Raw genomic sequence first — 24,633 nt, 5'->3', positions numbered from 1 at the left:
GGTGGCACGGCAGTCACGGCTCAGCCAATGGTGCGAGCAGACGGGTGGCTCAGGCCGGTCCCACGATCCCCGCCGCCCGCGCCGCCACCAGCCACTTCGGGAACTCGCCCACCAGCCGGTCGTACAGCTCCCCGTCGGACACCTTCCGCGGATCCTGGCCGGCGTGGAAGAACCCGGCGTTGTCGACGGCCCGCTTGTGCGGCACCGCCAGCTCGTCGAGCTTGCGCAGATACTCGAACTGCCGGCTCTTCGGATCGCCGAAGCCGATGAACTGCCAGAACAGCGGCAGCCGGGCCGCCTTGCACAGATACCGTTCCGCGGCGAGCTTGTTGATCGGGCCGCCGTCGGTCTGGAAGACCACCAGAGCCGGGTCCTTGGAGCCGCTGTCGAGGTAGTGGTCGATGACCGCGTCCATGGCGAGGTGATAGCTGGTCTTGCCCATGTGCCCGAGTCCGGCCACGATCCGGTCGATCCGGCCGCGATGGTCGGCGAGGGCGATGTCGGTGACCGCGTCGACGTCCGTGGAGAAGAACACCACGGGCACGGTTCCGTCGTCGTCAAGGTGCGCGGACAGCCCCAGCACCCGGTCGGCGAGCGCCTGCACACTGCCGTCCTTGTAGTACGGCTTCATCGACCCGGAGTAGTCGACCACCAGATAGACCGCCGCCCGCTGCCCGTCCAGGCCGTTCTTGGCGAGCGACACCCCGGCGCTCTTGTAGAGGCTGACCAGCGCGGGCGCGGCCTCCTCCACCTTGCTGAGACTGATCGCGGCCATGCCGACTCCCCCTACGTTCACCAGAACTGACGCCGAGGCTACGGCACCGCACCCCGCGCACTGGCGTGAGAAAAGCCGCGGCGCCTGCCCAGTCGTCCGGTCGGGGACTGGAGGGCAGGCGCCGTCGGGTGTACCGCACGCCTTTGTGCGGGACGTTGTTGGGGCCGATCAGACCATCAGCGAGCGGTCCGTCGGACGGATCGGCGACGGCAGGTCGCTCACGCCGGTCAGGAACCGGTCGCAACCGCGGGCGGCCGAGCGGCCCTCCGCGATCGCCCAGACGATCAACGACTGACCACGGCCCGCGTCACCGGCGACGAAGACACCGGGGACGTTGGTCTGGAAGTCGCCGTCACGGGCGATGTTGCCGCGCTCGTCGAGGTCCAGGCCGAACTGCTCGACCAGGCCGTTCTCCCGGTCGGTGCCGGTGAAGCCCATCGCCAGCGTGACCAGCTGGGCGGGGATCTTGCGCTCCGTGCCCGGCTTCTGCGTCAGCTTGCCGTCGATGAACTCAACCTCGGTGAGGTGCAGCCACTGGACGTTGCCGTCCTCGTCGCCCTCGAAGTGGGTGGTGGAGACGGAGTAGACCCGCTCGCCGCCCTCCTCGTGCGCGGACGTGACCTTGTAGAGCATCGGGAAGGTCGGCCACGGCTGGTTCGGCGCCCGGTCCTCGCCCGGCCTGGGCATGATCTCCAGCTGCGTGACGGAGGCCGCGCCCTGGCGATGGGCGGTGCCCACGCAGTCCGCGCCGGTGTCACCGCCGCCGATCACGACGACGTGCTTGCCCTCGGCCGTGATGGGGGGCGTCACGAAGTCGCCCTCCTGCACCTTGTTGGCCAGCGGCAGGTACTCCATGGCCTGGTGGATGCCCTTGAGCTCGCGGCCGGGGACCGGGAGGTCACGGGCGGTCGTCGCACCGGCGGCGATGACGATGGCGTCGTACCGCTTCTTCAGGTCGGTCGCCTTGAGGTCGCGGCCGATCTCGATACCGGTACGGAAGCGGGTGCCCTCCGCGCGCATCTGCTCGATACGGCGGTTGATGTGCCGCTTCTCCATCTTGAACTCGGGGATGCCGTAGCGCAGGAGGCCGCCGATACGGTCCGCGCGCTCGTAGACGGCGACGGTGTGGCCCGCCCGGGTGAGCTGCTGGGCGGCGGCGAGCCCGGCGGGGCCGGACCCGATGACCGCGACCGTCTTGCCGGACAGCCGCTCCGGGATCTGCGGGGCTACGTCACCGGTCTCCCACGCCTTGTCGATGATCGACACTTCGACGTTCTTGATGGTGACGGCAGGCTGGTTGATGCCGAGCACACACGCCGACTCGCACGGCGCCGGGCACAGGCGGCCCGTGAACTCCGGGAAGTTGTTCGTCGCGTGCAGGCGCTCGGACGCGGCCGCCCAGTCCTCGCGGTAGGCGTAGTCGTTCCACTCGGGAATCAGGTTCCCCAGCGGACAGCCGTTGTGGCAGAACGGGATGCCGCAGTCCATGCAGCGCGAGGCCTGCTTGCTGATGATCGGCAGCAGCGAGCCGGGGACGTAGACCTCGTTCCAGTCCCTGACGCGCTCTTCGACCGGGCGGGACTTGGCGACCTCGCGGCCGTGGTTGAGAAAGCCCTTGGGATCAGCCATTGGTCGCCGCCTCCATCATCTTCTCGGTGATCTCGGTCTCGGAGAGACCGGCTCGCTCGGCGGCGTCCTTGGCGGCGAGCACTGCCTTGTACGTACTGGGGATGATCTTGCTGAAGCGGTCCACCGACTCGGACCACTCGGCGAGGAGCTTCCCGGCGACCGTGGAGCCGGTCTCCTCCGCGTGCCGGCGCACCACGTCGTGCAGCCACTGCTTGTCGGTGTCGTCCAGCTTCTCGATGGCGCCGACGTTGCCGACGTTCACGTTGTCGCGGTCCAGGTCGATCACGTAGGCGATACCGCCGGACATACCGGCCGCGAAGTTACGGCCCGTCTCGCCGAGCACCACCGCGTGACCGCCGGTCATGTACTCGCAGCCGTGGTCGCCCACGCCCTCGGCGACGACCGTCGCGCCGGAGTTGCGGACGCAGAACCGCTCGCCCGTACGACCGCGCAGGAACAGCTCGCCGCCGGTCGCGCCGTACGCGATGGTGTTGCCCGCGATCGTCGAGAACTCGGCGAGGTGGTCGGCGCCCCGGTCGGGACGCACGATCACCCGGCCGCCGGAGAGGCCCTTGCCGACGTAGTCGTTGGCGTCTCCCTCCAGGCGCAGCGTGATGCCGCGCGGCAGGAAGGCACCGAAGGACTGGCCCGCCGAACCCGTGAAGGTGATGTCGATGGTGTCGTCGGGCAGGCCCGCGCCACCGAACTTCTTGGTCACCTCATGGCCGAGCATGGTGCCGACCGTGCGGTTGATGTTGCGGATGGCGACCTGGGCGCGCACCGGCTGGGCGTCGGTCGCCGAGTCGGCGGCCAGGGCGTCGGCGGCGAGCCTGATCAGCTCGTTGTCGAGCGCCTTCTCCAGGCCGTGGTCCTGCTCGATCAGCTGGTGGCGCACCGCGCCGTCGGGCAGGTCGGGCACGTGGAACAGCGGCTCCAGGTCCAGGCCCTGCGCCTTCCAGTGGTCGACGGCTCGCGTGACGTCCAGCGTCTCGGCGTGGCCGACGGCCTCCTCGAGGGAGCGGAAGCCCAACTCGGCGAGGATCTCGCGGACCTCCTCAGCGATGAACTTGAAGAAGTTCACGACGTGTTCGGCCTTGCCCGCGAACCGGTCGCGCAGAACCGGGTTCTGGGTGGCGATGCCGACCGGGCAGGTGTCCAGGTGGCAGACGCGCATCATGACGCAGCCGGAGACGACGAGCGGCGCGGTCGCGAAACCGAACTCCTCGGCGCCGAGCAGCGCGGCGATGACCACGTCACGGCCGGTCTTCAACTGACCGTCGGTCTGTACGACGATGCGGTCGCGCAGGCCGTTGAGCAGCAGGGTCTGCTGGGTCTCGGCGAGGCCGAGCTCCCAGGGACCACCGGCGTGCTTCAAAGACGTAAGGGGAGAAGCGCCCGTGCCACCGTCGTGACCCGAGATGAGTACGACGTCCGCGTGCGCCTTGGAGACACCCGCGGCGACCGTGCCGACGCCGACCTCGGAGACCAGCTTGACGTGAATCCGCGCCTGCGGGTTCGCGTTCTTGAGGTCGTGGATCAGCTGGGCCAGGTCCTCGATGGAGTAGATGTCGTGGTGCGGCGGCGGGGAGATGAGCCCCACGCCCGGCGTCGAGTGCCGGGTCTTCGCCACCCACGGGTAGACCTTGTGGCCGGGCAGCTGGCCGCCCTCGCCGGGCTTGGCGCCCTGGGCCATCTTGATCTGGATGTCGTCGGCGTTGACCAGGTACTCCGACGTCACGCCGAAGCGGCCGGAGGCGACCTGCTTGATCGACGAACGGCGGGCCGGGTCGTACAGCCGGTCCGCGTCCTCGCCGCCCTCACCGGTGTTGGACTTGCCGCCCAGCTGGTTCATGGCGATGGCGAGGGTCTCGTGCGCCTCCTTGGAGATGGAGCCGTACGACATGGCGCCCGTCGAGAAGCGCTTGACGATCTCGGAGACCGGCTCGACGTCGTCGATGGAGATCGGCTGCCGGTCCGACTTGAAGCCGAAGAGGCCGCGCAGCGTCATCAGGCGCTCGGACTGCTCGTTCACGCGGTCCGTGTACTTCTTGAAGATGTCGTAGCGCGCGGTGCGGGTGGAGTGCTGGAGGCGGAAGATCGTCTCCGGGTCGAACAGGTGCGGCTCGCCCTCGCGGCGCCACTGGTACTCGCCGCCTATGTCGAGCGCGCGGTGCGCGGGCGCGATGCCGCTCGCCGGGTACGCCTTCGCGTGGCGGGCGGCGACCTCCTTGGCGATGACGTCGATGCCGACGCCGCCGATCTTGGTGGCGGTGCCGTTGAAGTACTTCTCGACGAAGGCCTGGTCGAGACCGACGGCCTCGAAGACCTGGGCGCCGCGGTAGGAGGCGACGGTCGAGATGCCCATCTTGGACATGACCTTCAGAACGCCCTTGCCGAGCGCGTAGATCAGGTTGCGGATAGCGTGCTCGGCCTCGATGCCGGGAAGGAACGTGCCCGCGCGGACCAGGTCCTCGACGGACTCCATCGCCAGGTACGGGTTGACCGCGGCGGCGCCGAAGCCGATCAGCAGGGCGACGTGGTGGACCTCGCGGACGTCACCGGCCTCGACCAGCAGGCCCACGTGGGTGCGCTGCTTGGTGCGGATGAGGTGGTGGTGGACGGCCGCGGTGAGCAGCAGCGACGGGATCGGCGCGTGCTCGGCGTCGGAGTGGCGGTCCGAGAGGACGATCAGCCGGGCGCCGTTGTCGATGGCGGCGTCGGCCTCGGCGCAGATCTCGTCGATGCGCGCGGCGAGGGAGTCACCGCCGCCGGAGACCCGGTACAGGCCGGACAGGGTCGCGGCCTTCATGCCGGGCATGTCGCCGTCGGCGTTGATGTGTATGAGCTTGGCCAGCTCGTCGTTGTCGATCACCGGGAAGGGCAGGGTGACGCTGCGGCACGAGGCGGCCGTCGGCTCCAGCAGGTTGCCCTGCGGGCCGAGGGAGCTGCGCAGCGACGTGACCAGCTCTTCGCGGATGGCGTCCAGCGGCGGGTTGGTGACCTGTGCGAACAGCTGGGTGAAGTAGTCGAAGAGCAGGCGCGGGCGGTCGCTCAGCGCGGCGATCGGCGAGTCCGTACCCATCGAACCGATCGGCTCGGCACCGGCCTTGGCCATCGGCGCGAGGATGACGCGCAGCTCTTCCTCGGTGTAGCCGAAGGTCTGCTGGCGGCGGGTGACCGACGCGTGCGTGTGCACGATGTGCTCGCGCTCGGGCAGGTCGGACAGCTCGATCTCGCCGGCCTCGAGCCACTCCGCGTACGGCATCTCGGTGGCGAGCTGGGCCTTGATCTCGTCGTCCTCGATGATGCGGTGCTCGGCGGTGTCGACGAGGAACATCCGGCCGGGCTGCAGCCGGCCCTTGCGGACGACCTTGGCGGGGTCGATGTCGAGGACGCCGACCTCGGAGCCGAGGACGACGAGGCCGTCGTCGGTGACCCAGTAGCGGCCGGGGCGCAGGCCGTTGCGGTCGAGCACGGCGCCGACCTGGGTGCCGTCGGTGAAGGTGACGCAGGCCGGGCCGTCCCAGGGCTCCATCATCGTGGCGTGGAACTGGTAGAAGGCACGTCGGGCCGGGTCCATGGAGTCGTGGTTCTCCCACGCCTCCGGGATCATCATCAGCACGGAGTGCGGCAGCGAACGGCCGCCCAGGTGCAGCAGTTCCAGCACCTCGTCGAAGGACGCGGAGTCGGACGCCTCGGGCGTGCAGATCGGGAAGATCCGGTCGATCTTGTCCTGCTCGCCGAACAGGTCGGAGACGATCTGGGACTCGCGGGCCGCCATCCAGTTGCGGTTGCCCTTGACCGTGTTGATCTCGCCGTTGTGCGCGACGAAGCGGTACGGGTGGGCGAGCGGCCAGCTCGGGAAGGTGTTGGTGGAGAACCGGGAGTGCACGAGCGCGATCGCGGAGGCGAAGCGGCGGTCGGACAGGTCCGGGAAGAAGGGCTCCAGCTGACCGGTGGTCAGCATGCCCTTGTAGACGATGGTCCGCGCGGACAGCGACGGGAAGTAGACGTCGGCCTCACGCTCGGCGCGCTTGCGCAGCACAAAGGCCTTGCGGTCGAGGTCGATACCCGTGGCAGGCACGGCGGCGCCGTCGGCGACGAAGATCTGCCGGAAGGCGGGCATCGTCGAACGGGCGGTGGCACCGAGGAGTTCGGGGGCGACCGGCACCTCGCGCCAGCCGAGGACCGTCAGCCCCTCGTCGGCCGCGATCGTCTCGATGCGTGAGACGGCCTCGTCCGCGCCGGCCTCGGGCAGGAAGGCGATGCCGACGGCGTATCCACCGGCGTGCGGCAGTTCAAATCCGGCCACCTCACGGAAGAAGGCGTCGGGAACCTGGGAGAGGATGCCGGCGCCGTCACCCGAGTCGGGCTCCGAGCCGGTGGCGCCGCGATGCTCCAGGTTGCGCAGAACCGTGAGCGCCTGTTCGACCAGCGCATGGCTCGCCTCACCGGTGAGGGTGGCCACAAAGCCGACGCCACAGGCGTCGTGCTCATTGCGGGGGTCGTACATACCCTGCGCAGCAGGGCGAGCATCCATGAACGACCAGTTCTGGCCATTCGTGGAGTGCTGGGACGGCTGGCGCGGCGTACGCATCGGCTCTCCCGTCGTCGTCAACTTGGCATATGCAGGTGCCGAGGGACGACGCTGGCCCTCTGCGTGAGTGCAAAATTTCGTGCAGGTTACATGATGGGGCGGTTCTCGGGAACCGGATACCGCGTTCCAACATGCGGACGCCGCGGTCGCGGCGGGGGTACCGCGCACGGCGGCGGAAGTAATGGGGACCGAAGCGGACAGATCGATGTCCGTCAGCCCGAGGGCCGGGGAGGCGTCGTCGTCGACCCCGAGGGTGCGCGGCAGGCCTCATTGCCCACAGCGCTTACGGCTCATGCCCGGTGGTTAAGCAATCGAAACCAGCGAGTAACGGCTACTTATGCGGCCCAACGCATAAGTGCGAGTCCCCCTATCCTACGGCGGTTCCCAGCAGGCTGCCCAGGGCGTACGTCACACCAGCCGCCGCGCCACCCAGCGCGAGCTGCCTGAATCCGCTGAACCACCAGGTCCGCGCCGTCACCTTGGCCACCACGGCACCACACGCGAACAGCCCCAGCAGCGCAAGCAGCACGGCCGGCCACAGAGCGCTGGCGCCCAGCAGATACGGCAGTACGGGAAGCAGGGCGCCCAGCGCGAAGGAACCGAACGACGAGACGGCGGCGACCAGCGGCGACGGCAGATCACCAGGGTCGATGCCGAGTTCCTCGCGGGCGTGTATCTCCAGGGCCTGCTCGGGATCGCGCGAGAGCTGCCCCGCCACTTCCCGCGCCAGCCGGGGCTCGACCCCGCGCGCCTCATAGAGCGCCGCGAGCTCGGCCTCCTCGTCCTGGGGGTGCTTGCGCAGCTCCCGCCGCTCCACGTCCAGTTCCGCCTCGACGAGTTCGCGCTGCGAGGCGACGGACGTGTACTCACCGGCGGCCATGGAGAAGGCCCCGGCGGCGAGACCCGCGAGCCCGGCGATCACAATGGTCCGCGGACCGGCCGCGCCGCCCGCGACACCGGTCATCAGAGCGAGGTTGGAGACCAGGCCGTCCATCGCGCCGAAGACGGCGGGGCGCAGCCAGCCGCCGTTCACATCCCGGTGGGTGTGGTTGTCGCGGTGCGCCTCATGGAGCGTCGCTTCGGTTTCGATGATGGCCATGCCGGATCCCCCAGAGCTAAGATAAGGTTGAGTTTAGACTGATTCCAGTCTTTGACAACGCCAAACTTACGCCTCGGATTCCTCTCCCGCCAGCAAGGAAAGGCTCGTCTAACCTGCGCTTTTACCATCGAGCGCTCATTCGACATGAGGCCCGCACAGATGTCGACCGGGTGACACTGAGGCCCCCGACGCTCTCCCGGCCCCCTCCGGTGGGACACATCCGCAAAGGGCTCCGCGCCCTGGGAGGAGCCCCCGGAGGAGAGGCCCCCTATGGCATCGATCGCCTGCGTTCCCTCGGCCCCGGCGCCCGGGAACGCCGCCGAACTCCGCGACCGGGCACGCGGCGCGCTGCTCGGCCTCGCCGTCGGCGACGCCCTCGGAGCCCCCGCCGAGAACATGAAGCCCTCCGAGATCCGCGCCCGCTGGGGCCGTATCACCGGTTACGTCGCCGACAAGCCGGCCGGCACGGACGACACGGAGTACGCGATCTTCTCCGGGCTGCTGCTGGCCCGCCACGGCAGCGCCCTCACCCCCTCCCATGTGGAGACGGCCTGGCACAAGTGGATCGCCGACCGCGACGAGGGCCCCTTCCGCGGCGCCGGCTTCAGCGAACGCGGCACCCTGGAGAACCTCCGCCGCGGCCTCGCCGCCCCCATCTCCGCCCAGCACCGCCATGCCTGGAGCGACGGCCTCGCCATGCGCGCGGCCCCTTTCGGCGTCTTCGCCTCGGGCCGCCCCGCCGAAGCGGCCCGTCTGGTGGCGATCGACGGCTCGGTCAGCCATGACGGCGAGGGCATCTACGGCGGCCAGGCGGTCGCGGCCGGCGTCGCGGCGGCGATGGCCGGCGCCCCGACGATCGCGGTGGTCGCATCCGCCCTCGCCGTCGTCCCGGACGACTCCTGGACGGCCCGCTCCCTGCGCCGCGCCGTCGCCGTCGCCCACCGTGGCGAACGCGCGGTCCGTTCCGCGGTCGTCATCGGCGGCTACCCCTGGACCGACCTCGCCCCCGAAGCCGTCGCCCTCGCCTTCGGCGCCTACGCGGCAGCCGACGGCGACTTCGTCCAGGCCGTACTGACCGCCGTGAACATGGGCCGCGACGCCGACACCACGGCAGCGGTCGCGGGCGCCCTCGCCGGCGCGACCCAGGGCGCGTCCGCCATCCCGTCCGACTGGGCCGCCGCCATCGGTCCGGCCCACGGCAGCTGCCTGCCGTCGATGAGGGGCCACCATGTGCTGGACGTGGCGGACCTGCTGACGGAAGAAGAGGACGCGGAGGCAGAGGCAGAGGAACGGCAGGACTATCTCGTACGACATGAGGGGCGGGCGGAGTCCGACCCCGTGGCCCTCTATGTCCTCGCCGCCGACGAGGACGAGGTGCGGCCGTGACCCGGCGGGTGGAGGGGCTGCTGCTGGGGCTGGCCGCCGGGGATGCCGCCGGTTGGCCGGCCGCCCGGCATCGGGCGGCCCGGATGCCGGAGTGGACGCGGCGTCTGACGCGCGAGCTGGACACGTTCGCGGAGCAGAACGCGACGACCACGCTCCCCGTGCCGATCGCGCTGAACCAGCCCCCGGAACCCCTCCGCCTCGGCCCGTCCGACGACGCGGAGTGGGCGGTGTTCGCGGCGGAGGCGGTGCTGCGGGCCGGGGACGACAGTGCGCTGGGCGACCTGAGCCGGGAGCGCCGTACGCGGGCCGCCATCGATCTGACGTGGAACGCGGTCGCGAGCGAAGTCGCGGCGGCAGCCGAACGCGCCCCCGAGATCGAGTCGGCGGTGCTCCCGCTGCGCGCCCGTATCTCGGTCCGGGCGGGCCTCGGCAACCTGGCCACCGGACTGCGCCCGCCCGCGACCGGCCACGACAACCCGCACTACTTCGACGACGCGGCCTGCGTACGGGCCTGTGTGCTGGCCGTGGCCCACCCCGGCGACCCCGAACTCGCCGCCTCCCTCGCCGAGTTCGACGCCCGCTACACCCAGGACGGCGACGGAGTGCACGGCGCGCGGGCGATGGCGGCGGCACTTTCGCTGGCGCTGGTCGGAGCGGAGGTCGAGGCGTGCGCGCGGGCCGCCCTCGCGGAACTCCCCGAGTCCACCGAGGTCGGCCGCAACGCCCGCCACGCGCTGAAGCTGGCGGCCGACACGGACAGCGCGTTCGCACTGATCCCGCTCCTGGAGCACCAGATCGTCGACCACGTCTACAGCTACGGCATCGCCGCCGCCGAAACGGTCCCGGTCGCCCTGGCCCTGGCGACCGCGGCGCACGGCAGGATCGCCGAGGCGGTCCCCGCGGCGGCCTGTCTGTCCCGGGTCGCGGACTCGGCCCCGGCACTCGTGGGCGCCCTGACCGGCGCGCTGGGCGGCGGCGCGGCGATCCCGGCGACCTGGCGGGACACCTGCCGCACCCTCTCCGGCTGCGTCCTCCCCCGCCTGACCGGCACCGACCTGGTGGAACTCGCCGAACTCCTGGAAGCCGCGCAACCGGCCCCACCGGGAGGATGATTCGGGGCATGACGCCCAAAGGAGAAGAAACCTCAGCGATCACTCTGCCGGACCGGATCACCGGCGCCCTGGTCGGAGCGGCCGTCGGCGACGCACTCGGCGGCCCCGTCGAGGGCTACTCCCCCGCCCAGATCCTCGAACGCCACAGCGGCCGCGTCCACGGCATCGTCGGCCCCTGGCACGGCGACGCCTGGCGCACCGCCCGCCCCATCGCCCCGTACCACAAGGGCGACGGCCACATCACCGACGACACCTTGCTGACCCACGCGCTGGTACGGGTGTACGCCCAGGTCCGCGACCACCTGGACGCCTACGCGATCGCCGAGCACCTGGTGCCGGACCTGATGACGAACCCGCGCTGGATCCCGGAGCTGGAGACGGAGACCCTGCCGCTGCACCGGGTCTTCCTGGCGGAGAAGTGGCTGGTCGCGAGGTTGCACTACGGCCATGTCGACCCGCGAGAGGCAGGCGTCGGCAACATCGTCAACTGCGGTGCGGCGATGTACATGGCCCCGGTCGGCCTGGTCAACGCGGCCAACCCCAAGGGCGCATACACCGAGGCCCTCGACATCGCCGGCGCCCACCAGTCCTCGTACGGCCGCGAGGCGGCTGGCGTCTTCGCGGCGGCGGTCGCCGCGGCCTGCACGCCCGGCGCGACACCGGACTCGGTCGTCACGACCTGCCTGTCCCTGGCGAAGGACGGCACACGCGCCGCGATCGAGAAGGTCTGCGAAGTGGCCTCCACCCACTCGGACTTCGAGTCGGCCCTTGCACCCCTGCGGGAAGCGATCGCCCCGTACGACACGGTGGGCCCCGACTACCGCGCCCCCTCCCTGGCGGCCCGCCGCCCGTCCCGCCTCCACGCGATCGAGGAACTCCCCGTAGCCCTGGGCATGTTGGTCGTCGCCGACGGCGACTTCCGCCACACGGTCCTCGGCTCGGTGAACTACGGCCGCGACTGCGACTCCATCGCCACGATGGCGGGCGCGCTCTCGGGCGCCCTGGGTTCCCCGATCCCGGAGGACTGGTCCAAGACCGTCTCGGAAGCCAGCCGCCTGGACATGTGGGAACCGGCGACGACTCTGACCCAGGTCACGCGAGAGATCTTCGAACGGGACGTACGACGACGCCGAGCACATGAGCAGGCACTGACCGAGCTTGGAGTCCCGGCATGCTCCGACTGACCTGGGTCCAGCCGGAGGACTTGGTCGGCCACGAGCTGCGTCAAGCAACCCTGGACGGCCGCGAACCTTCGAGAATCGCGGCGCGATGGCGAGCGGCAGGCGGTCAGGAGGCTCCGTCACGGGCGGGCGCATCTCCGGATCGAGCCTCCCGGTACCTGCGACAACTCGCAGAGGACTTGCTGGACGAACTGGCGGACCTGCCAAGCGCATTGGAAGAACAAGAGCCGACGGAACTGGAGAAGATCAGGGCCCTGTGCCCCAAGCTGCGGGCTGCTGTCCCGCCCAAGCTGCGGGCATGCGTGCCGCCTGGGGCGGCACGGGTGGGCGCAGGCGGCACCCCGCCAGCGCCGGGCTGCGCGACCCACCCCCGCCCAGCCCCCACGCAGGCCCGCCTGGAAGCCGCCTGGCTGGGCAGAGCCGCCGGCTGCCTCCTGGGCAAACCGGTGGAGAAGCTCCCCCTGACCGGCATCCGCCACCTCGCCAAGGCCACCGGCAACTGGCCCCTCAACACCTACTTCACAGCCAAGGGCCTCCCCGCGGATCTCGCCACGAAATACCCCTGGAACCGCAGATCCGCACCAACCTCCCTCGCCGAAAACATCGACGGCATGCCCGAGGACGACGACCTCAACTACCCCCTCCTCAACCTCCTCCTGCTCCAACGCCACGGCAAAACCTTCACCACCGAAGACGTAGCCACCCTCTGGCTCGACGAACTCCCCGCAGGCCGCACCTTCACCGCCGAACGCATCGCCTACCGCAACCTCCTCACCGGCATCGACCCCCCACACACGGCCCGCCACCGCAACCCCTTCCGCGAATGGATCGGCGCCCTGATCCGCGCCGACGTCCACGGCTGGACCAACCCCGGCAACCCGGCCGCCGCAGCGGAACAGGCCCACCGGGACGCCACCCTCACCCACACCGCGAACGGCGTCTACGCGGCGATGTTCACGGCGGCGGTCATCGCGACGGCCGCCACCGGCACGCAGGACATTCACACCTGCCTACGCACAGGCCTCACGGTCATCCCCCCGAACTCCCGCCTCACCAAGGCCATCCACCATGCCCTCCAACTGGCCGAAGACCACACCGACTTCGACACAGTCGTGGATGAACTCCACACCACCTACGCCGACCACCACTGGGTCCACGCCATCCCCAACACCGCCCTGATCACCGCCGCCCTCACCCACGCGAACGGCGACTTCACCACCTCCATCTGCCGTGCCGTCTCCGGCGGCTGGGACACCGACTCCAACGGCGCGACGACCGGCAGCATCGCCGCCCTCCTCGCCGGCTCCCCCACCGCGATCCCCGACCGCTGGACGACCCCTCTCAAGAACCGACTGGCCACCTCCGTCGGCGACTTCAACGGCACCGGCTTCGACACCCTCGCCCACCTCACCCAAGCGCTCACCCAAGCCCTCACCCACCTGGAGGCTTCTCGCCCATGACCCACATCGCCGTACTCGGCAGCACGAACATGGACCTGGTGGCCTACGTCGAGAAGGCTCCACAACGCGGCGAAACAGTCACCGGCCGCGCGTTCCGTACGATCCCCGGCGGCAAGGGCGCCAACCAGGCGATCGCCGCCGCCCGCGCGGGCGCCACCGTCTCGATGATCGGCGCGGTCGGCAACGACGGCTTCGGCAGCCGCCTCCGTTCCACCCTCGAACACTCCGGCGTGGACACCGACCATCTGCGCACCACGGAGGGCCCGTCCGGCACCGCCCACATCGTGGTGGACGACGACGGCAGCAACGCGATCGTCGTGGTCCCCGGAGCCAACGGCACCGTCGACCACCTCACCCCCGGCGACGAGGGCCTGATCGCCTCCGCCGACGCGCTGCTCCTCCAACTGGAGATCCCGCTCACCGCGGTCCTCGCGGGCGCCCGAGCGGCACGCGCCCATGGCGTCCGTACGATCCTCACCCCCGCCCCGGCCCAGCCCCTGCCCCCCGAACTCCTCGCCGCCACCGACCTGTTGGTCCCGAACGAGCACGAGGCAGCCACGCTCACCGGCGTCCCCGACCCCCACGCCGCCGCGTACGTCCTGCTCGACCAGGTGCCGGAAGTGGTCATCACACTCGGCGCCTCCGGCAGCCTCTACGCGGCCCGCGGCCAGGAGCCGGTCACCGTCCCGGCCCCGAACGTCACCGCCGTGGACTCGACCGGCGCGGGCGACACCTTCGTCGGCGCCCTCGCGGTGGCGCTCACAGAGACGCGCCCCATGCGGGAGGCCCTGGCGTGGGCCGCCGCGGCGGCGGCACTGTCCGTACAGCGAGCGGGAGCGTCGGCGTCGATGCCGACCCGCCAGGAGATCGAAGCGCAGTTCGCCTCATGAGCACACCCGAATCCACGCCCCGAACCGCACCACGAACCACACCCCACACCACACCCCGCACCGCGCCCCCGCTGACCGGCCTCCGCGTCCTCGACCTGGCCACCCTCTTCGCCGGCCCCCTCGCCGCCACCCTCCTCGGCGACTTCGGTGCCGAGGTCATCAAGGTCGAGCACCCGACGAAACCGGACCCCGCCCGAGGCCACGGCCCGGCGAAGGACGGAGTCGGCCTGTGGTGGAAACTCCTCGGCCGCAACAAGCGCACGATCACCCTGGACCTCTCCAAGCCCGGCGGCCGCACCACCCTCCTGCGCCTCGCCGCCACCGCCGACGTCGTCATCGAGAACTTCCGCCCCGGCACCCTGGAGAAATGGGACCTCGGCTGGCCGGAGTTGTCGGCCGCCAACCCCCGCCTCGTCCTCACCCGCGTCACCGGCTTCGGCCAGTTCGGCCCCTATGCCCACCGCCCGGGCTTCGGCACGCTCGCCGAGGCGATGAGCGGCTTCGCCGCGATCACCGGGGAGCCCGACGCGCCCCCGACGCTCCCGCCGTTCGGCCTCGCCGACTCGATCGCGGGCCTGGCGACGTCGTACGCCGTCATGACCGCACTCGCCGCCCGCGACCGCACGGGCGCCGGTCAAGTCGTCGACATGGCCCTCATCGAACCGATCCTGACGGTGCTCGGCCCCCAGCCGACCTGGTACGACCAACTCGGCTACGTGCAGGAACGCACCGGCAACCGGTCCGCCAACAACGCCCCGCGCAACACCTACCGCACCGCGGACGGCACCTGGGTCGCCGTCTCGACCTCGGCCCAGTCGGTCGCGGAACGCGTGCTGCGTCTCGTCGGCCGCCCGGACCTGATCGACGAACCCTGGTTCGCGACGGGCGCCGACCGGGCCCGCCACGCCGACGTCCTCGACGAGGCGGTCGGCACCTGGATCGCCGAACGCCCCCGCGCCGAGGTGCTGGCGGCCTTCGAGAAGGCGGAGGCGGCGGTGGCCCCGATCCAGGACGTACGGGATGTGCTGACCGACCCGCAGTACCAGGCCCTCGGCACGACCACCACCGTCGACGACCCGGAACTGGGCCCCCTCCGCATGCAGAACGTCCTCTTCCGCCTCTCCGACACCCCCGGCGCGATCCGCTGGACCGGCCGCCCGCACGGCGCGGACACGGAGCAGGTCCTCACCGAACTCGGCCTGACAGCCACCGAGTTGGAGGCGTTGCGCAAAGAAGGGGCCGTACGGTGACCTTCCCCCTGACCTGGCTCTACGTCCCCGGCGACCGCCCGCACATCGTCAACAAGGCCCTCGCCTCGGGCGCCGACGTGGTCGTGATCGACCTGGAGGACGCAGTAGCCCCGGACCGCAAGGCGTATGCCCGCGCGGCGGCGGCCGAACTCCTCTCCGCCCCCCAGCCGGTCCCGGTCCACGTCCGCGTCAACGCCCTGGACGGCCCGTTCGCGACGGCCGACCTCACCGCACTGGCATCTCTGCCGGGCCTGTCCGGCCTACGCCTCCCGAAGGTGTCCACCCCCGAACAGGTCGTCCGCATCGCGGAACTCCACTCCGGCCCACCCCTGTACGCCCTCCTGGAATCCGCCCTCGCCGTCGAACACGCCTACGCGATCGCGACCGCCCACCCCTCACTCCACGGCATCGCCCTGGGCGAGGCGGACCTCCGGGCCGATCTGGGTGTACGGCACGACGCGGGCCTGGACTGGTCCCGCTCCCGCGTGATCGTCGCCGCCCGCGCGGCCGGCCTCCCGCCACCACCCCAGTCGGTCCACCCCGACACCCGCGACCTGGACGGCCTGACCGCGTCCTGCGCCCACGGCCGCACCCTCGGCTTCCTGGGCCGCGCCGCCATCCACCCCCGCCAACTCCCTGTCATCGAACGGGCCTACCTTCCCACGGAGAAGGAACTGGAACACGCGGAGACGATCATCAAGGCAGCCACAGAAGACCAGGGCGCCCAGGCCCTCCCGAACGGAACGTTCATCGACGCGGCGGTAGTGGCGGCGGCGCAACGCACACTGTCCCTGGCACGCCGCCGCCGCTGATCCCGTCCCCGGACACAACGAGGGCGCCCGCACAACCGCGGGCGCCCTCATCGACGTACAACCGACCCTCAGGTCTTCTTCGCGGACCCCGACTCGGACTCGGCCTCGTCCTTCACGTCGCCGCCCTCGGCAGCGTCACCGTCGGCCTCGTCAGCACCCTCGTCCGAACCGCCGGAGGCATCCGCATCCGCGACCGCCTCCGGATCCGGCTCGACGATCTCTTCCCGCCCCGGCCGCTTCTTCGCCGACACCACGATGTATGCCACCGCGAGCAGGAACATGAGCAGGGCGGTCCAGTTGTTGAGGCGGAGGCCCAGGATGTGGTGGGCCTCGTCGACCCGCATGTACTCGATCCAGAACCGGCCGACGCAGTACGAGGCGACGTACAACGCGAAGGCCCGCCCGTGCCCGAGCTTGAAGCGGCGGTCGGCCCAGATGACGAGGACCGCGACGCCGATGCACCACAGCGACTCGTACAGGAACGTCGGGTGGTAGTACCCGGGCACCCGGCCGTCCGCCGAGGACGTGATGTGCAGGGCCCAGGGCAGGTCGGTCTCCCGCCCGTACAGCTCCTGGTTGAACCAGTTGCCCCAGCGCCCGATGGCCTGTGCGAGGGCGATGCCGGGGGCGACGGCGTCGGCGTAGGCGGGCAGCGGGAGGCCACGGCGGCGGCAGCCGATCCACGCGCCCAGCGCGCCGAACGCGATCGCGCCCCAGATACCGAGGCCGCCCTCCCAGATCTTGAGGGCGTCCACCCAGTCGCGGCCTTCGCTGAAGTACAGCTGATAGTCCGTGATCACGTGGTAGAGCCGACCGCCGACGAGGCCGAAGGGCACGGCCCAGACAGCGATGTCGGCCACCGTGCCGGCCCGCCCGCCCCGGGCGACCCAGCGCCTGCCGCCGAGCCAGACGGCGACGAAGACGCCGATGATGATGCAGAACGCATAGCCGCGCAGCGGAATGGGGCCGAGGTGGATCACCCCGCGCGACGGGCTGGGAATGTAGGCAAGTTCCATGGCAAGGTCGACGCTACCCTGCCGGGCCGCGCCCACGGCAAGCGGCCCGGCAACGGGTGCGTAACGGGCGAACGCCCCGCCTCACGCCTTGTTCGCCTCCTGCACCAGCTGCTTCAGCTTCGCCGGGGTCATCGACTGGTCCTGCAGGATGTTCTTGCCGTCGAGCAGGACGGTCGGCGTGCCGCTGAAGCCGCCGTCCTGGAAGGCGGCCGCGGACTTCTCGACCCAGTTGTTGTAGGTGCCCTTCTCCACGCAGGTCCGGAAGGCGGGAGTGTCGAGGCCGTCGACCTTGGCGGCCAGCTCGATGAGCTTACTGTTCTCGCCGAAGGCGTCGTCGGTCTCCGGCGGCTGGTTGTCGTACAGCACGTCGTGGTACGCGGGGAACTTTCCGGCGTCCTGGGCACAGGCCGCGGCGTTGGCCGCGTTGCGGGAGCCGGTGCCGCGCATGTTGCCGTCGATGATCGTCGCGAGGCGGTACTCGACTCTGAGCTGTCCGGAGTCGGTCAGTTCATGGATCGCCGAGCGGTACACCGTCTCGAAGGACTTGCAGGCCGGGCAGCGGAAGTCCTCCCACACCGTGAGCGTCGACTTGGCGCTGCTCTTGCCGACCGGGATGGCGAGATTGTCCTCGCCGTTCGCCCCCGAGGGCGCCACGAGCGGGCCCGAGCTCTCGCTGTCGTCCTTGCCCGCGTTGGCCGCGACGACGCCGATCACCGCCGCGAGCCCCAGGACGCAGACGACGCTCGCGCCCACGATCAGGGCCCGTCGTCGCTTGTCCGCGGCATTCTGCTTCTCACGCTCGACCGCCAGCCGCTCACGGGCGGTGCGCTTTCCCTCACGGTTCTTCTCGCTCACACCCACAGAACGAACCGGGGAGGCGCACCGCGCCTCCCCGGCCCCAGGTCCACCCGGAAGAGGGACCTGTATGAAATCCCGGTTGTTACGCCTGCCCGCGCACGCCCTTCGCCAGCTCACCGGCGAGGCCGCGGACGGCCTCGACACCGGCCGCGTCGTCCGCCGCGTCCAGCATCCGCTTCACGAAGGCCGAGCCGACGATCACGCCGTCCGCGAAGCCGGCGACCTCGGCGGCCTGGGCCGCGTTGGAGACACCGAGCCCGACGCAGACCGGCAGGTCGGTGCCGGTGGCCCGGGTGCGCTGGACCAGGTCGTGGGCCTGGGCGCCGACCGACTCACGGGTACCGGTGACCCCCATGAGCGAGGCGGCGTAGACGAAGCCGCTGCCCGCGGCGGTGATCTGCCCGAGCCGCGCGTCCTTGCTGCTGGGCGCGACCACGAAGACCGTCGCGAGCCCGTGCTTCTCGGCGTGCTCCCTCCACAGCGCCGACTCCTGCACGGGCAGGTCGGGCAGGATGCAGCCCGCCCCGCCCGCCTCGGCCAGTTCGGCGGTGAAGCGCTCGACGCCGTAGCGGTCGATCGGATTCCAGTACGTCATCACGAGCACCGGCTTGCCGGTCGCCTCGTACGCCTCGCGCACCGTGCGCATCACGTCGGCGATCTTGACGCCGCCGCGCAGGGCGATGTCGTCGGCGGTCTGGATGACCGGGCCGTCGAGGACGGGGTCGCTGTGCGGCAGACCGACCTCGACGACGTCGGCGCCGCCGTCGAAGGCGGCCTTGATCGCCTCGATGCCGCCGTCGACGGTCGGGAAGCCGGCCGGGAGGTAGGCGATCAGAGCGGACCGGCCCTCCGCCTTCGCGCCGGCGAGGGTATCCGTCAACAGCTGGATGTTCCCGCTCACTTGGCGTCCCCCTCGATCTCGGCGGTCTCGCTGCCGGCGTCGGCGGCGACCTCGGCGTCGGTGTCGTACAGCCCGAAGTAGCGGGCGGCGGTATCCATGTCCTTGTCGCCGCGGCCCGACAGGTTGACCACGATCAGCCCGTCCTTGCCCAGCTCCCGGCCGACTTCGAGCGCACCGGCGAGCGCGTGCGCGCTCTCGATCGCCGGGATGATGCCCTCGGTCTGCGACAGCAGGCGCAGGGCCTGCATGGCGGCGTCGTCGGTGACCGCGCGGTACTCGGCGCGACCGGTGTCCTTGAGGTAGGAGTGCTCGGGCCCGATGCCGGGGTAGTCCAGACCGGCCGAGATCGAGTACGGCTCCGTGATCTGGCCCTCCTCGTCCTGGAGGACGTAGCTCCGGGAACCGTGGAGGATGCCGGGCTCACCCGCGGTCAGGGTCGCCGCGTGCTCACCGGTCTCGACGCCGTGGCCCGCGGGCTCGCAGCCGATGAGGCGTACGTCCGGGTCGGGGATGAAGGCGTGGAAGAGGCCGATGGCGTTGGAGCCGCCGCCGACGCAGGCGATGGCGGCGTCGGGGAGCCGGCCCGCGCGCTCCAGCAGCTGGCGGCGGGTCTCGACGCCGATCACGCGGTGGAAGTCGCGGACCATGGCGGGGAAGGGGTGCGGGCCGGCGACCGTGCCGAAGAGGTAGTGCGTGTGGTCGACGTTCGCCACCCAGTCGCGGAACGCCTCGTTGATGGCGTCCTTGAGGGTGCGCGATCCCGACTTCACCGCGATGACCTCGGCGCCGAGCATGCGCATGCGGGCCACGTTGAGGGCCTGGCGCCGGGTGTCGATCTCGCCCATGTAGATGGTGCACTCGAGGCCGAACAGCGCGCAGGCGGTGGCGGTCGCGACGCCGTGCTGGCCGGCGCCGGTCTCGGCGATCACTCGGGTCTTGCCCATGCGCTTGGTGAGCAGGGCCTGGCCGAGCACGTTGTTGATCTTGTGGGAGCCGGTGTGGTTCAGGTCTTCCCGCTTGAGGAAGATACGGGCGCCTCCGGCGTGCTCGGCGAACCTGGGCACCTCGGTCAGCGCGCTGGGCCTGCCGGTGTAGTTGACGAGCAGGTCGTCCAGTTCGCGGGCGAACTCGGGGTCGTGCTTGGCCTTGTCGTACTCGACGGCGACCTCGTCCACGGCGGCGACGAGGGCCTCCGGGATGAACTTGCCGCCGAATGCGCCGAAGTAGCCTTCGGGGCTGGGGACTTGACCCTGGGGGTCGGGGATGAAGAAGTCGCTGGGCATGCGGATACCTCACGGTGAGTGTGTGTTGAGTGCACTAATCGCCGTGGGGGCGGAGATGATCAGTTGGCTGCGGGACCGTTGTGGCTGGTCGCGCAGTTCCCCGCGCCCCTGACGGGGCGCTGCCATCGACGGCCGTTCACTTGCCCCGGTTCGTCTCCGATGACGTAACGCACCCTGCGGCCGTGGACCCGGCGTGCCGGTGCGCGGCAGCCACGGGGACGGCAGCCGCGCGCGAGGCGGGCATAGCGGTCCGTGGTCGTCACGGTCATCGGGATGGTCATCGGCACTAACCCTACCGGGTGATCAGCCGCGGCCGTGGCGGAGTGCGGGGTGGGTGCCCGCTGCCACCAGGTCGGCCACTGCTGTCTTCGGGTCCTTGCCGGTGACGAGGGACTCGCCGACGAGGACGGCGTGGGCGCCGGCGTTGGCGTAGGCGATGAGGTCGTGGGGGCCGCGGACGCCGGATTCGGCGATCTTGACGATGCCTTCGGGGATCTCGGGGGCGACCCGCTCGAAGGTGCCGCGGTCGACCTCGAGGGTCTTGAGGTTGCGGGCATTGACGCCGATGATCTTGGCGCCGGCGTCGACCGCGCGGTCGACCTCGTCCTCGTCGTGGACCTCGACGATCGGGGTGAGCCCGATGGACTCGGCGCGCTCGACGAGGGATTCCAGGGCGGGCTGGTCGAGGGCGGCGACGATCAGCAGGACGAGGTCGGCGCCGTAGGCCCGGGCCTCCCACAGCTGGTACGACGTGACGATGAAGTCCTTGCGGAGGACCGGGATGTCCACGCGGGCGCGGACGGCCTCCAGGTCGGCCAGCGAGCCGCCGAAGCGGCGCTGTTCGGTGAGGACGGAGATGACGGCCGCGCCGCCCGCCTCGTAGTCCGCGGCGAGTCCGGCCGGGTCGGCGATGGCGGCCAGCGCGCCCTTGGAGGGGCTGGAGCGCTTGACCTCGCAGATGACCTTGACGCCGTCCCCGCGCAGGGCGGCCAGACCGTCCTTGGCCGCGGGGGCCTTCGCCGCGCGCTCCTTGAGCTCGTCGAGGCTGACGCGCGCCTGCCGCTCCGCGAGGTCGGCACGGACTCCGTCGATGATCTCGTCGAGCACACTCACGCGAGCGGCCCCCTTCCAGACGGTTGACTATGAAAGCGGTTCAAAACCTATGGTCACTGCGATGGTATCCGCAGGAGGGCGTAGGCCTCGCATCCGGTTGACGCCGGTCCCACTACCTGGACATTCACCAGTTGATCAAGGGTGGAGCCAGCCACCGAACGGCAGGTTCCGGACAACCGTGAAGACCAGCAGCAATGCCCCGGCGGCCCACAGGTGCGCGGACCCGAGTTCGATACGAAACGGCCGGCCCCGTGCCGCGCGGACCACCCAGACGGTCCATATGACGGCGAAGAGCGCGTAGCCGACGACGGCGAGGGCGTTGTCCTGGAGTGCCGCCGCGAAGTCACCGTGGACCACGGCGTGCGCGCTGCGCAGGCCGCCGCAGCCGGGGCAGTAGATGCCGGTGTACTGCAGGAGCGGGCAGGCGGGGTAGTGGCCGGGCTCGTTCGGGTCCACGGTCCCTACGTAGGCGAAGGCCCCGGCGACGGCCGCGAGCAGTCCCGCGGGCACGGCCAGCCGCCCGAGCACGGCTCCGGGTCCGGTTCCGGCGGGCGGTGTGGCCTTCCGGCTGTCGAGGTTCACGTCTTGCATTGTGCCCCGCGCACGCGCGAGGGGCGGCCCCGGCGTCATACCGGTCCGCCCCTCACACGGCGCTGCGCTGTACGGGACTTCAGCCCTTGACACCGGCCGGCCGGTGCTTCTCCGAGAGAGTCTGGTACGCCGCGTGCTGGTCCTTCGACTGGCCCAGGCCCATGCCCTTCATGATCCAGCCGACGACGCCACCGAGGACCGTGACTCCCAGGCCGGCCCAGAAACCCACGGGGCTGGCCAGCACCATGAAGGCGCCCGAGATGCAGAAACCGATGAACGCGATAGTGACACCGGTCCAGGCGGCCGGGGTGTGACCGTGGCTGCTGCCCGCCATTGCTTGCTCCTCGTTGCTGTGTACCTGTGTGAGCCGAACGCTCGCCAACATTGTCCCGCACGCCCGCCCATCTCGTGATCAGGGGTACCTGCAGCGCCCCGTCAGGGGCGCGGGGAACTGCGCGACCAGCCACGACGTGCCCGCAGACAACCGACGACCCATAGCGAAGCGTCACGCGCTGGTGGGGTCCTCGCCACGGTCCAGCGCCTTCCACAGGTCCTCAGGACGATCCGGGTCGACGACAGGGGCCTTGCGACGCGGCCGAGGCGCCCCAGAGCGCTCATACCGCCCGGACATCGCAGGCCACAGCCGCCCATAGCGCAGGGCAAGCAGTCCGGCGACCAGAAGCAGAACGCCGCCCACAGCAGCGACGTAAGGCCACGCGGTGTGGGTGAGCACGTCAACCCCAGCGGCAGTGTCACCCGTCGCTTCCGCGGCCTTCTCGTCGAGCGCCGAGCTGTCGGACGCGCCGAACACGGCCGCCACGACGATCCCGGCGCCGGACAGGGCGAGCAGCGCGGAGACCAGCAGCCGCCCGGACTTGCGGACGGCGAAGACGGCGACGAGCGCGGCGAGGCCCACTATGGCGAGGGCCGCGGGCACGCCCGTGACGTCGCTGCCCTTCGCGGTCAGCGGGAAGGAGCCGCCGGCCACGGTCGCGGTGCCTTCCGACCACTGCTGGCGGGTGGCCAGCAGCGCCACGGCCGCGCCGAGCGCGCCGGCCAGCAGGGCGACGGCGAGGCTGAGGCGGCCCGCCCGGGCGGGTCCTGCGGCTTCGGAACGGGGGTGAGGAACAGCAGTCACGTACTCCACTATCGCGCGAACCCCGGGCGAACCGTCACCCGGGGTTCACGTGAGACCCGTCCTACTTTCCGAGCCGGTTCGCCGTGTGCACCGCGCGCAGCACCGCCGCCGCCTTGTTGCGGCACTCCGTGTCCTCGGCGACCGGGTCGGAGTCGGCGACGATGCCCGCACCGGCCTGGACGTAGGCGGTGCCGTCGCGCAGGAGTGCCGTACGGATGGCGATGGCGGTGTCGGAGTCGCCCGCGAAGTCGAGGTAGCCGACGCAGCCGCCGTACAACCCCCGCCGGGACGGCTCGAGTTCGTCGATGATCTGCATCGCGCGGGGCTTGGGGGCGCCCGACAGGGTGCCGGCCGGGAAGCAGGCGGTGAGGACGTCGAAGGCGGTGCGGCCCGCGGCGACCCGGCCGGTGACCGTCGAGACGATGTGCATGACGTGCGAGTAGCGCTCGATGGACATGAAGTCCACGACCTCGACCGAGCCGGGTTCGCAGACCCGCCCGAGGTCGTTGCGCCCGAGGTCGACGAGCATCAGGTGCTCGGCGCGCTCCTTGGGGTCGGCGAGCAGTTCGTCGGCGAGGGCCTGGTCCTCCTGCGGGGTGGCCCCGCGCCACCGGGTGCCGGCGATGGGGTGGACCATGGCCCGCCCGTCCTCGACCTTGACGAGCGCTTCGGGGGACGAGCCGACGACGTCGAAGCCCTCGAAGCGGAACAGGTACATGTACGGGGAGGGGTTGGTCGCCCGCAGCACCCGGTAGACGTCCAACGCGCTTGCCGTGCACGGCGTTTCGAAGCGCTGGGAGGGGACCACCTGGAAGGCCTCGCCGGCCCGGATGCGCTCCTTGATGTCCTCGACGGCGTCCTGGAAGTCGGGGCCGCCCCAGAGCGCGGTGTACTCGGGGAGCTCGGAGGGCGGGAGCTCGGCGGGCGGCTGGGCGACCGCGCGCGAGAGGTCCGCCTCCATGGCGTCCAGACGGGCCACGGCATCGGCGTACGCCTCGTCGACGCCCGTGTCGAGGTCGTTGTGGTTGATCGCGTTGGCGATCAGCAGGACGGAGCCCTCCCAGTGGTCCATGACGGCGAGGTCGCTGGTGAGGAGCATGGTCAGCTCGGGCAGCTTCAGGTCGTCCCGCTCGCCGGGGCCGATCTTCTCCAGGCGGCGCACGATGTCGTAGCCGAGGTAGCCGACCATGCCGCCGGTGAAGGGCGGCATGCCCTCCTGGTGCGGGGTGTGCAGGGCCTCGATGGTGGCACGCAGGGCGGCCAGGGGGTCGCCGCCCGTGGGGACGCCGACGGGCGCGGTGCCGAGCCAGTGGGCCTGGCCGTCCCGCTCGGTGAGCGTCGCCGCGGAGCGCACGCCGACGAAGGAGTAGCGGGACCAGGAGCGGCCGTTCTCCGCGGACTCCAGCAGGAAGGTGCCGGGGCGCTCGGCGGCGAGCTTGCGGTAGAGCGCGACCGGGGTGTCACCGTCCGCGAGGAGCTTGCGGGTGACGGGGATGACTCGCCGGTCGGTGGCCAGCTTGCGGAACGTCTCGAGGTCCATGG

General features: G+C 70.9%; 20 protein-coding genes. 7 read left to right on the top strand and 13 right to left on the bottom strand.

The genetic code is table 11. The features are described 5' to 3' along the window. Positions 1-49 precede the first annotated feature (49 nt). From AB0I98_RS26415 to AB0I98_RS26400, 4 genes are all read right to left on the bottom strand, one after another. The gene (locus AB0I98_RS26415) at positions 50-775 is read right to left on the bottom strand and encodes a VWA domain-containing protein (protein ID WP_362945848.1); all 726 of its coding nucleotides are present in this window, start codon (positions 773-775) and stop codon (positions 50-52) included. A gap of 168 nt (positions 776-943) precedes the next feature. Beyond that, the gene (locus tag AB0I98_RS26410) at positions 944-2,404 is read right to left on the bottom strand and encodes a glutamate synthase subunit beta (protein ID WP_362945845.1); all 1,461 of its coding nucleotides are present in this window, start codon (positions 2,402-2,404) and stop codon (positions 944-946) included. Then, on the bottom strand, positions 2,397-7,001 hold the full coding sequence (gltB, locus tag AB0I98_RS26405) for a glutamate synthase large subunit (protein WP_362945842.1): 4,605 nt from the start codon (positions 6,999-7,001) through the stop codon (positions 2,397-2,399). Before gltB ends, AB0I98_RS26410 begins: the two co-directional genes overlap by 8 nt. Before the next feature lie 367 nt (positions 7,002-7,368). Then, on the bottom strand, positions 7,369-8,100 hold the full coding sequence (locus AB0I98_RS26400; protein ID WP_362945839.1) for a VIT1/CCC1 transporter family protein: 732 nt from the start codon (positions 8,098-8,100) through the stop codon (positions 7,369-7,371). A gap of 270 nt (positions 8,101-8,370) precedes the next feature. Here AB0I98_RS26400 and AB0I98_RS26395 point away from each other — a divergent pair, with 270 nt between their 5' ends. The 7 genes from AB0I98_RS26395 to AB0I98_RS26365 are packed head-to-tail and all read left to right on the top strand — an operon-like array spanning position 8,371 to position 16,191. Next, positions 8,371-9,486, top strand: coding sequence for an ADP-ribosylglycohydrolase family protein (locus AB0I98_RS26395; protein ID WP_362945837.1), 1,116 nt, complete (start codon positions 8,371-8,373; stop codon positions 9,484-9,486). Next, the gene (locus tag AB0I98_RS26390) at positions 9,483-10,598 is read left to right on the top strand and encodes an ADP-ribosylglycohydrolase family protein (RefSeq protein ID WP_362945834.1); all 1,116 of its coding nucleotides are present in this window, start codon (positions 9,483-9,485) and stop codon (positions 10,596-10,598) included. Before AB0I98_RS26395 ends, AB0I98_RS26390 begins: the two co-directional genes overlap by 4 nt. Before the next feature lie 8 nt (positions 10,599-10,606). After that, the gene (locus AB0I98_RS26385; RefSeq protein ID WP_362945833.1) at positions 10,607-11,782 is read left to right on the top strand and encodes an ADP-ribosylglycohydrolase family protein; all 1,176 of its coding nucleotides are present in this window, start codon (positions 10,607-10,609) and stop codon (positions 11,780-11,782) included. Beyond that, positions 11,770-13,239, top strand: coding sequence for an ADP-ribosylglycohydrolase family protein (locus AB0I98_RS26380; protein WP_362945830.1), 1,470 nt, complete (start codon positions 11,770-11,772; stop codon positions 13,237-13,239). The genes AB0I98_RS26385 and AB0I98_RS26380 overlap by 13 nt, the downstream gene beginning before the upstream one ends. Continuing rightward, on the top strand, positions 13,236-14,129 hold the full coding sequence (gene rbsK / locus AB0I98_RS26375) for a ribokinase (protein WP_362945828.1): 894 nt from the start codon (positions 13,236-13,238) through the stop codon (positions 14,127-14,129). Before AB0I98_RS26380 ends, rbsK begins: the two co-directional genes overlap by 4 nt. Next, positions 14,126-15,379, top strand: coding sequence for a CoA transferase (locus AB0I98_RS26370; RefSeq protein ID WP_362945825.1), 1,254 nt, complete (start codon positions 14,126-14,128; stop codon positions 15,377-15,379). Before rbsK ends, AB0I98_RS26370 begins: the two co-directional genes overlap by 4 nt. Further along, positions 15,376-16,191 carry a CoA ester lyase gene (locus AB0I98_RS26365; RefSeq protein ID WP_362945823.1) on the top strand — a complete coding sequence of 272 codons (816 nt, stop codon included), beginning with the start codon at positions 15,376-15,378 and terminating at the stop codon, positions 16,189-16,191. The genes AB0I98_RS26370 and AB0I98_RS26365 overlap by 4 nt, the downstream gene beginning before the upstream one ends. A 68-nt stretch (positions 16,192-16,259) precedes the next feature. Here AB0I98_RS26365 and lgt read toward each other — a convergent pair whose 3' ends face one another. The 9 genes from lgt to AB0I98_RS26320 all read right to left on the bottom strand — a co-directional run bounded on the left by lgt (position 16,260) and on the right by AB0I98_RS26320 (position 24,631). Next, entirely contained in the window at positions 16,260-17,207 is a 948-nt protein-coding gene (gene lgt, locus AB0I98_RS26360) for a prolipoprotein diacylglyceryl transferase (protein WP_362945820.1), read from the bottom strand. A gap of 81 nt (positions 17,208-17,288) precedes the next feature. Then, the gene (locus AB0I98_RS26355) at positions 17,289-18,062 is read right to left on the bottom strand and encodes a thioredoxin domain-containing protein (RefSeq protein WP_362945817.1); all 774 of its coding nucleotides are present in this window, start codon (positions 18,060-18,062) and stop codon (positions 17,289-17,291) included. An 85-nt stretch (positions 18,063-18,147) separates the two neighbouring features. Beyond that, on the bottom strand, positions 18,148-18,966 hold the full coding sequence (gene trpA / locus AB0I98_RS26350) for a tryptophan synthase subunit alpha (protein WP_362945814.1): 819 nt from the start codon (positions 18,964-18,966) through the stop codon (positions 18,148-18,150). After that, complete coding sequence (trpB, locus tag AB0I98_RS26345) at positions 18,963-20,249, bottom strand: tryptophan synthase subunit beta (RefSeq protein WP_362945811.1); 1,287 nt, start codon at positions 20,247-20,249, stop codon at positions 18,963-18,965. The genes trpA and trpB overlap by 4 nt, the downstream gene beginning before the upstream one ends. Positions 20,250-20,552: 303 nt before the next feature. Beyond that, a complete protein-coding gene (gene trpC, locus AB0I98_RS26340) occupies positions 20,553-21,362 on the bottom strand; it encodes an indole-3-glycerol phosphate synthase TrpC (protein WP_362945809.1) in 810 nt (269 codons plus the stop codon). Positions 21,363-21,497: 135 nt separating this feature from the next. Further along, positions 21,498-21,953 (bottom strand): DUF2752 domain-containing protein, encoded by a 456-nt coding sequence (locus AB0I98_RS26335; protein ID WP_362945807.1) that lies wholly within the window; start codon positions 21,951-21,953, stop codon positions 21,498-21,500. A gap of 79 nt (positions 21,954-22,032) precedes the next feature. Beyond that, a complete protein-coding gene (locus tag AB0I98_RS26330) occupies positions 22,033-22,287 on the bottom strand; it encodes an HGxxPAAW family protein (protein ID WP_362945804.1) in 255 nt (84 codons plus the stop codon). 171 nt (positions 22,288-22,458) lie between these two features. Next, complete coding sequence (locus tag AB0I98_RS26325; RefSeq protein ID WP_362945801.1) at positions 22,459-23,100, bottom strand: TIGR02234 family membrane protein; 642 nt, start codon at positions 23,098-23,100, stop codon at positions 22,459-22,461. A gap of 52 nt (positions 23,101-23,152) precedes the next feature. After that, entirely contained in the window at positions 23,153-24,631 is a 1,479-nt protein-coding gene (locus tag AB0I98_RS26320) for an anthranilate synthase component I (protein ID WP_362945799.1), read from the bottom strand. Between the last annotated feature and the right edge of the window lie 2 nt (positions 24,632-24,633).

The sequence above is a fragment of the Streptomyces sp. NPDC050211 genome (genome assembly GCF_040656035.1).
In the GTDB taxonomy this organism is placed as follows: domain Bacteria; phylum Actinomycetota; class Actinomycetes; order Streptomycetales; family Streptomycetaceae; genus Streptomyces.
Note: the sequence above shows the minus strand (reverse complement) of the source record. Positions and strands in the feature narration are given on the sequence as shown.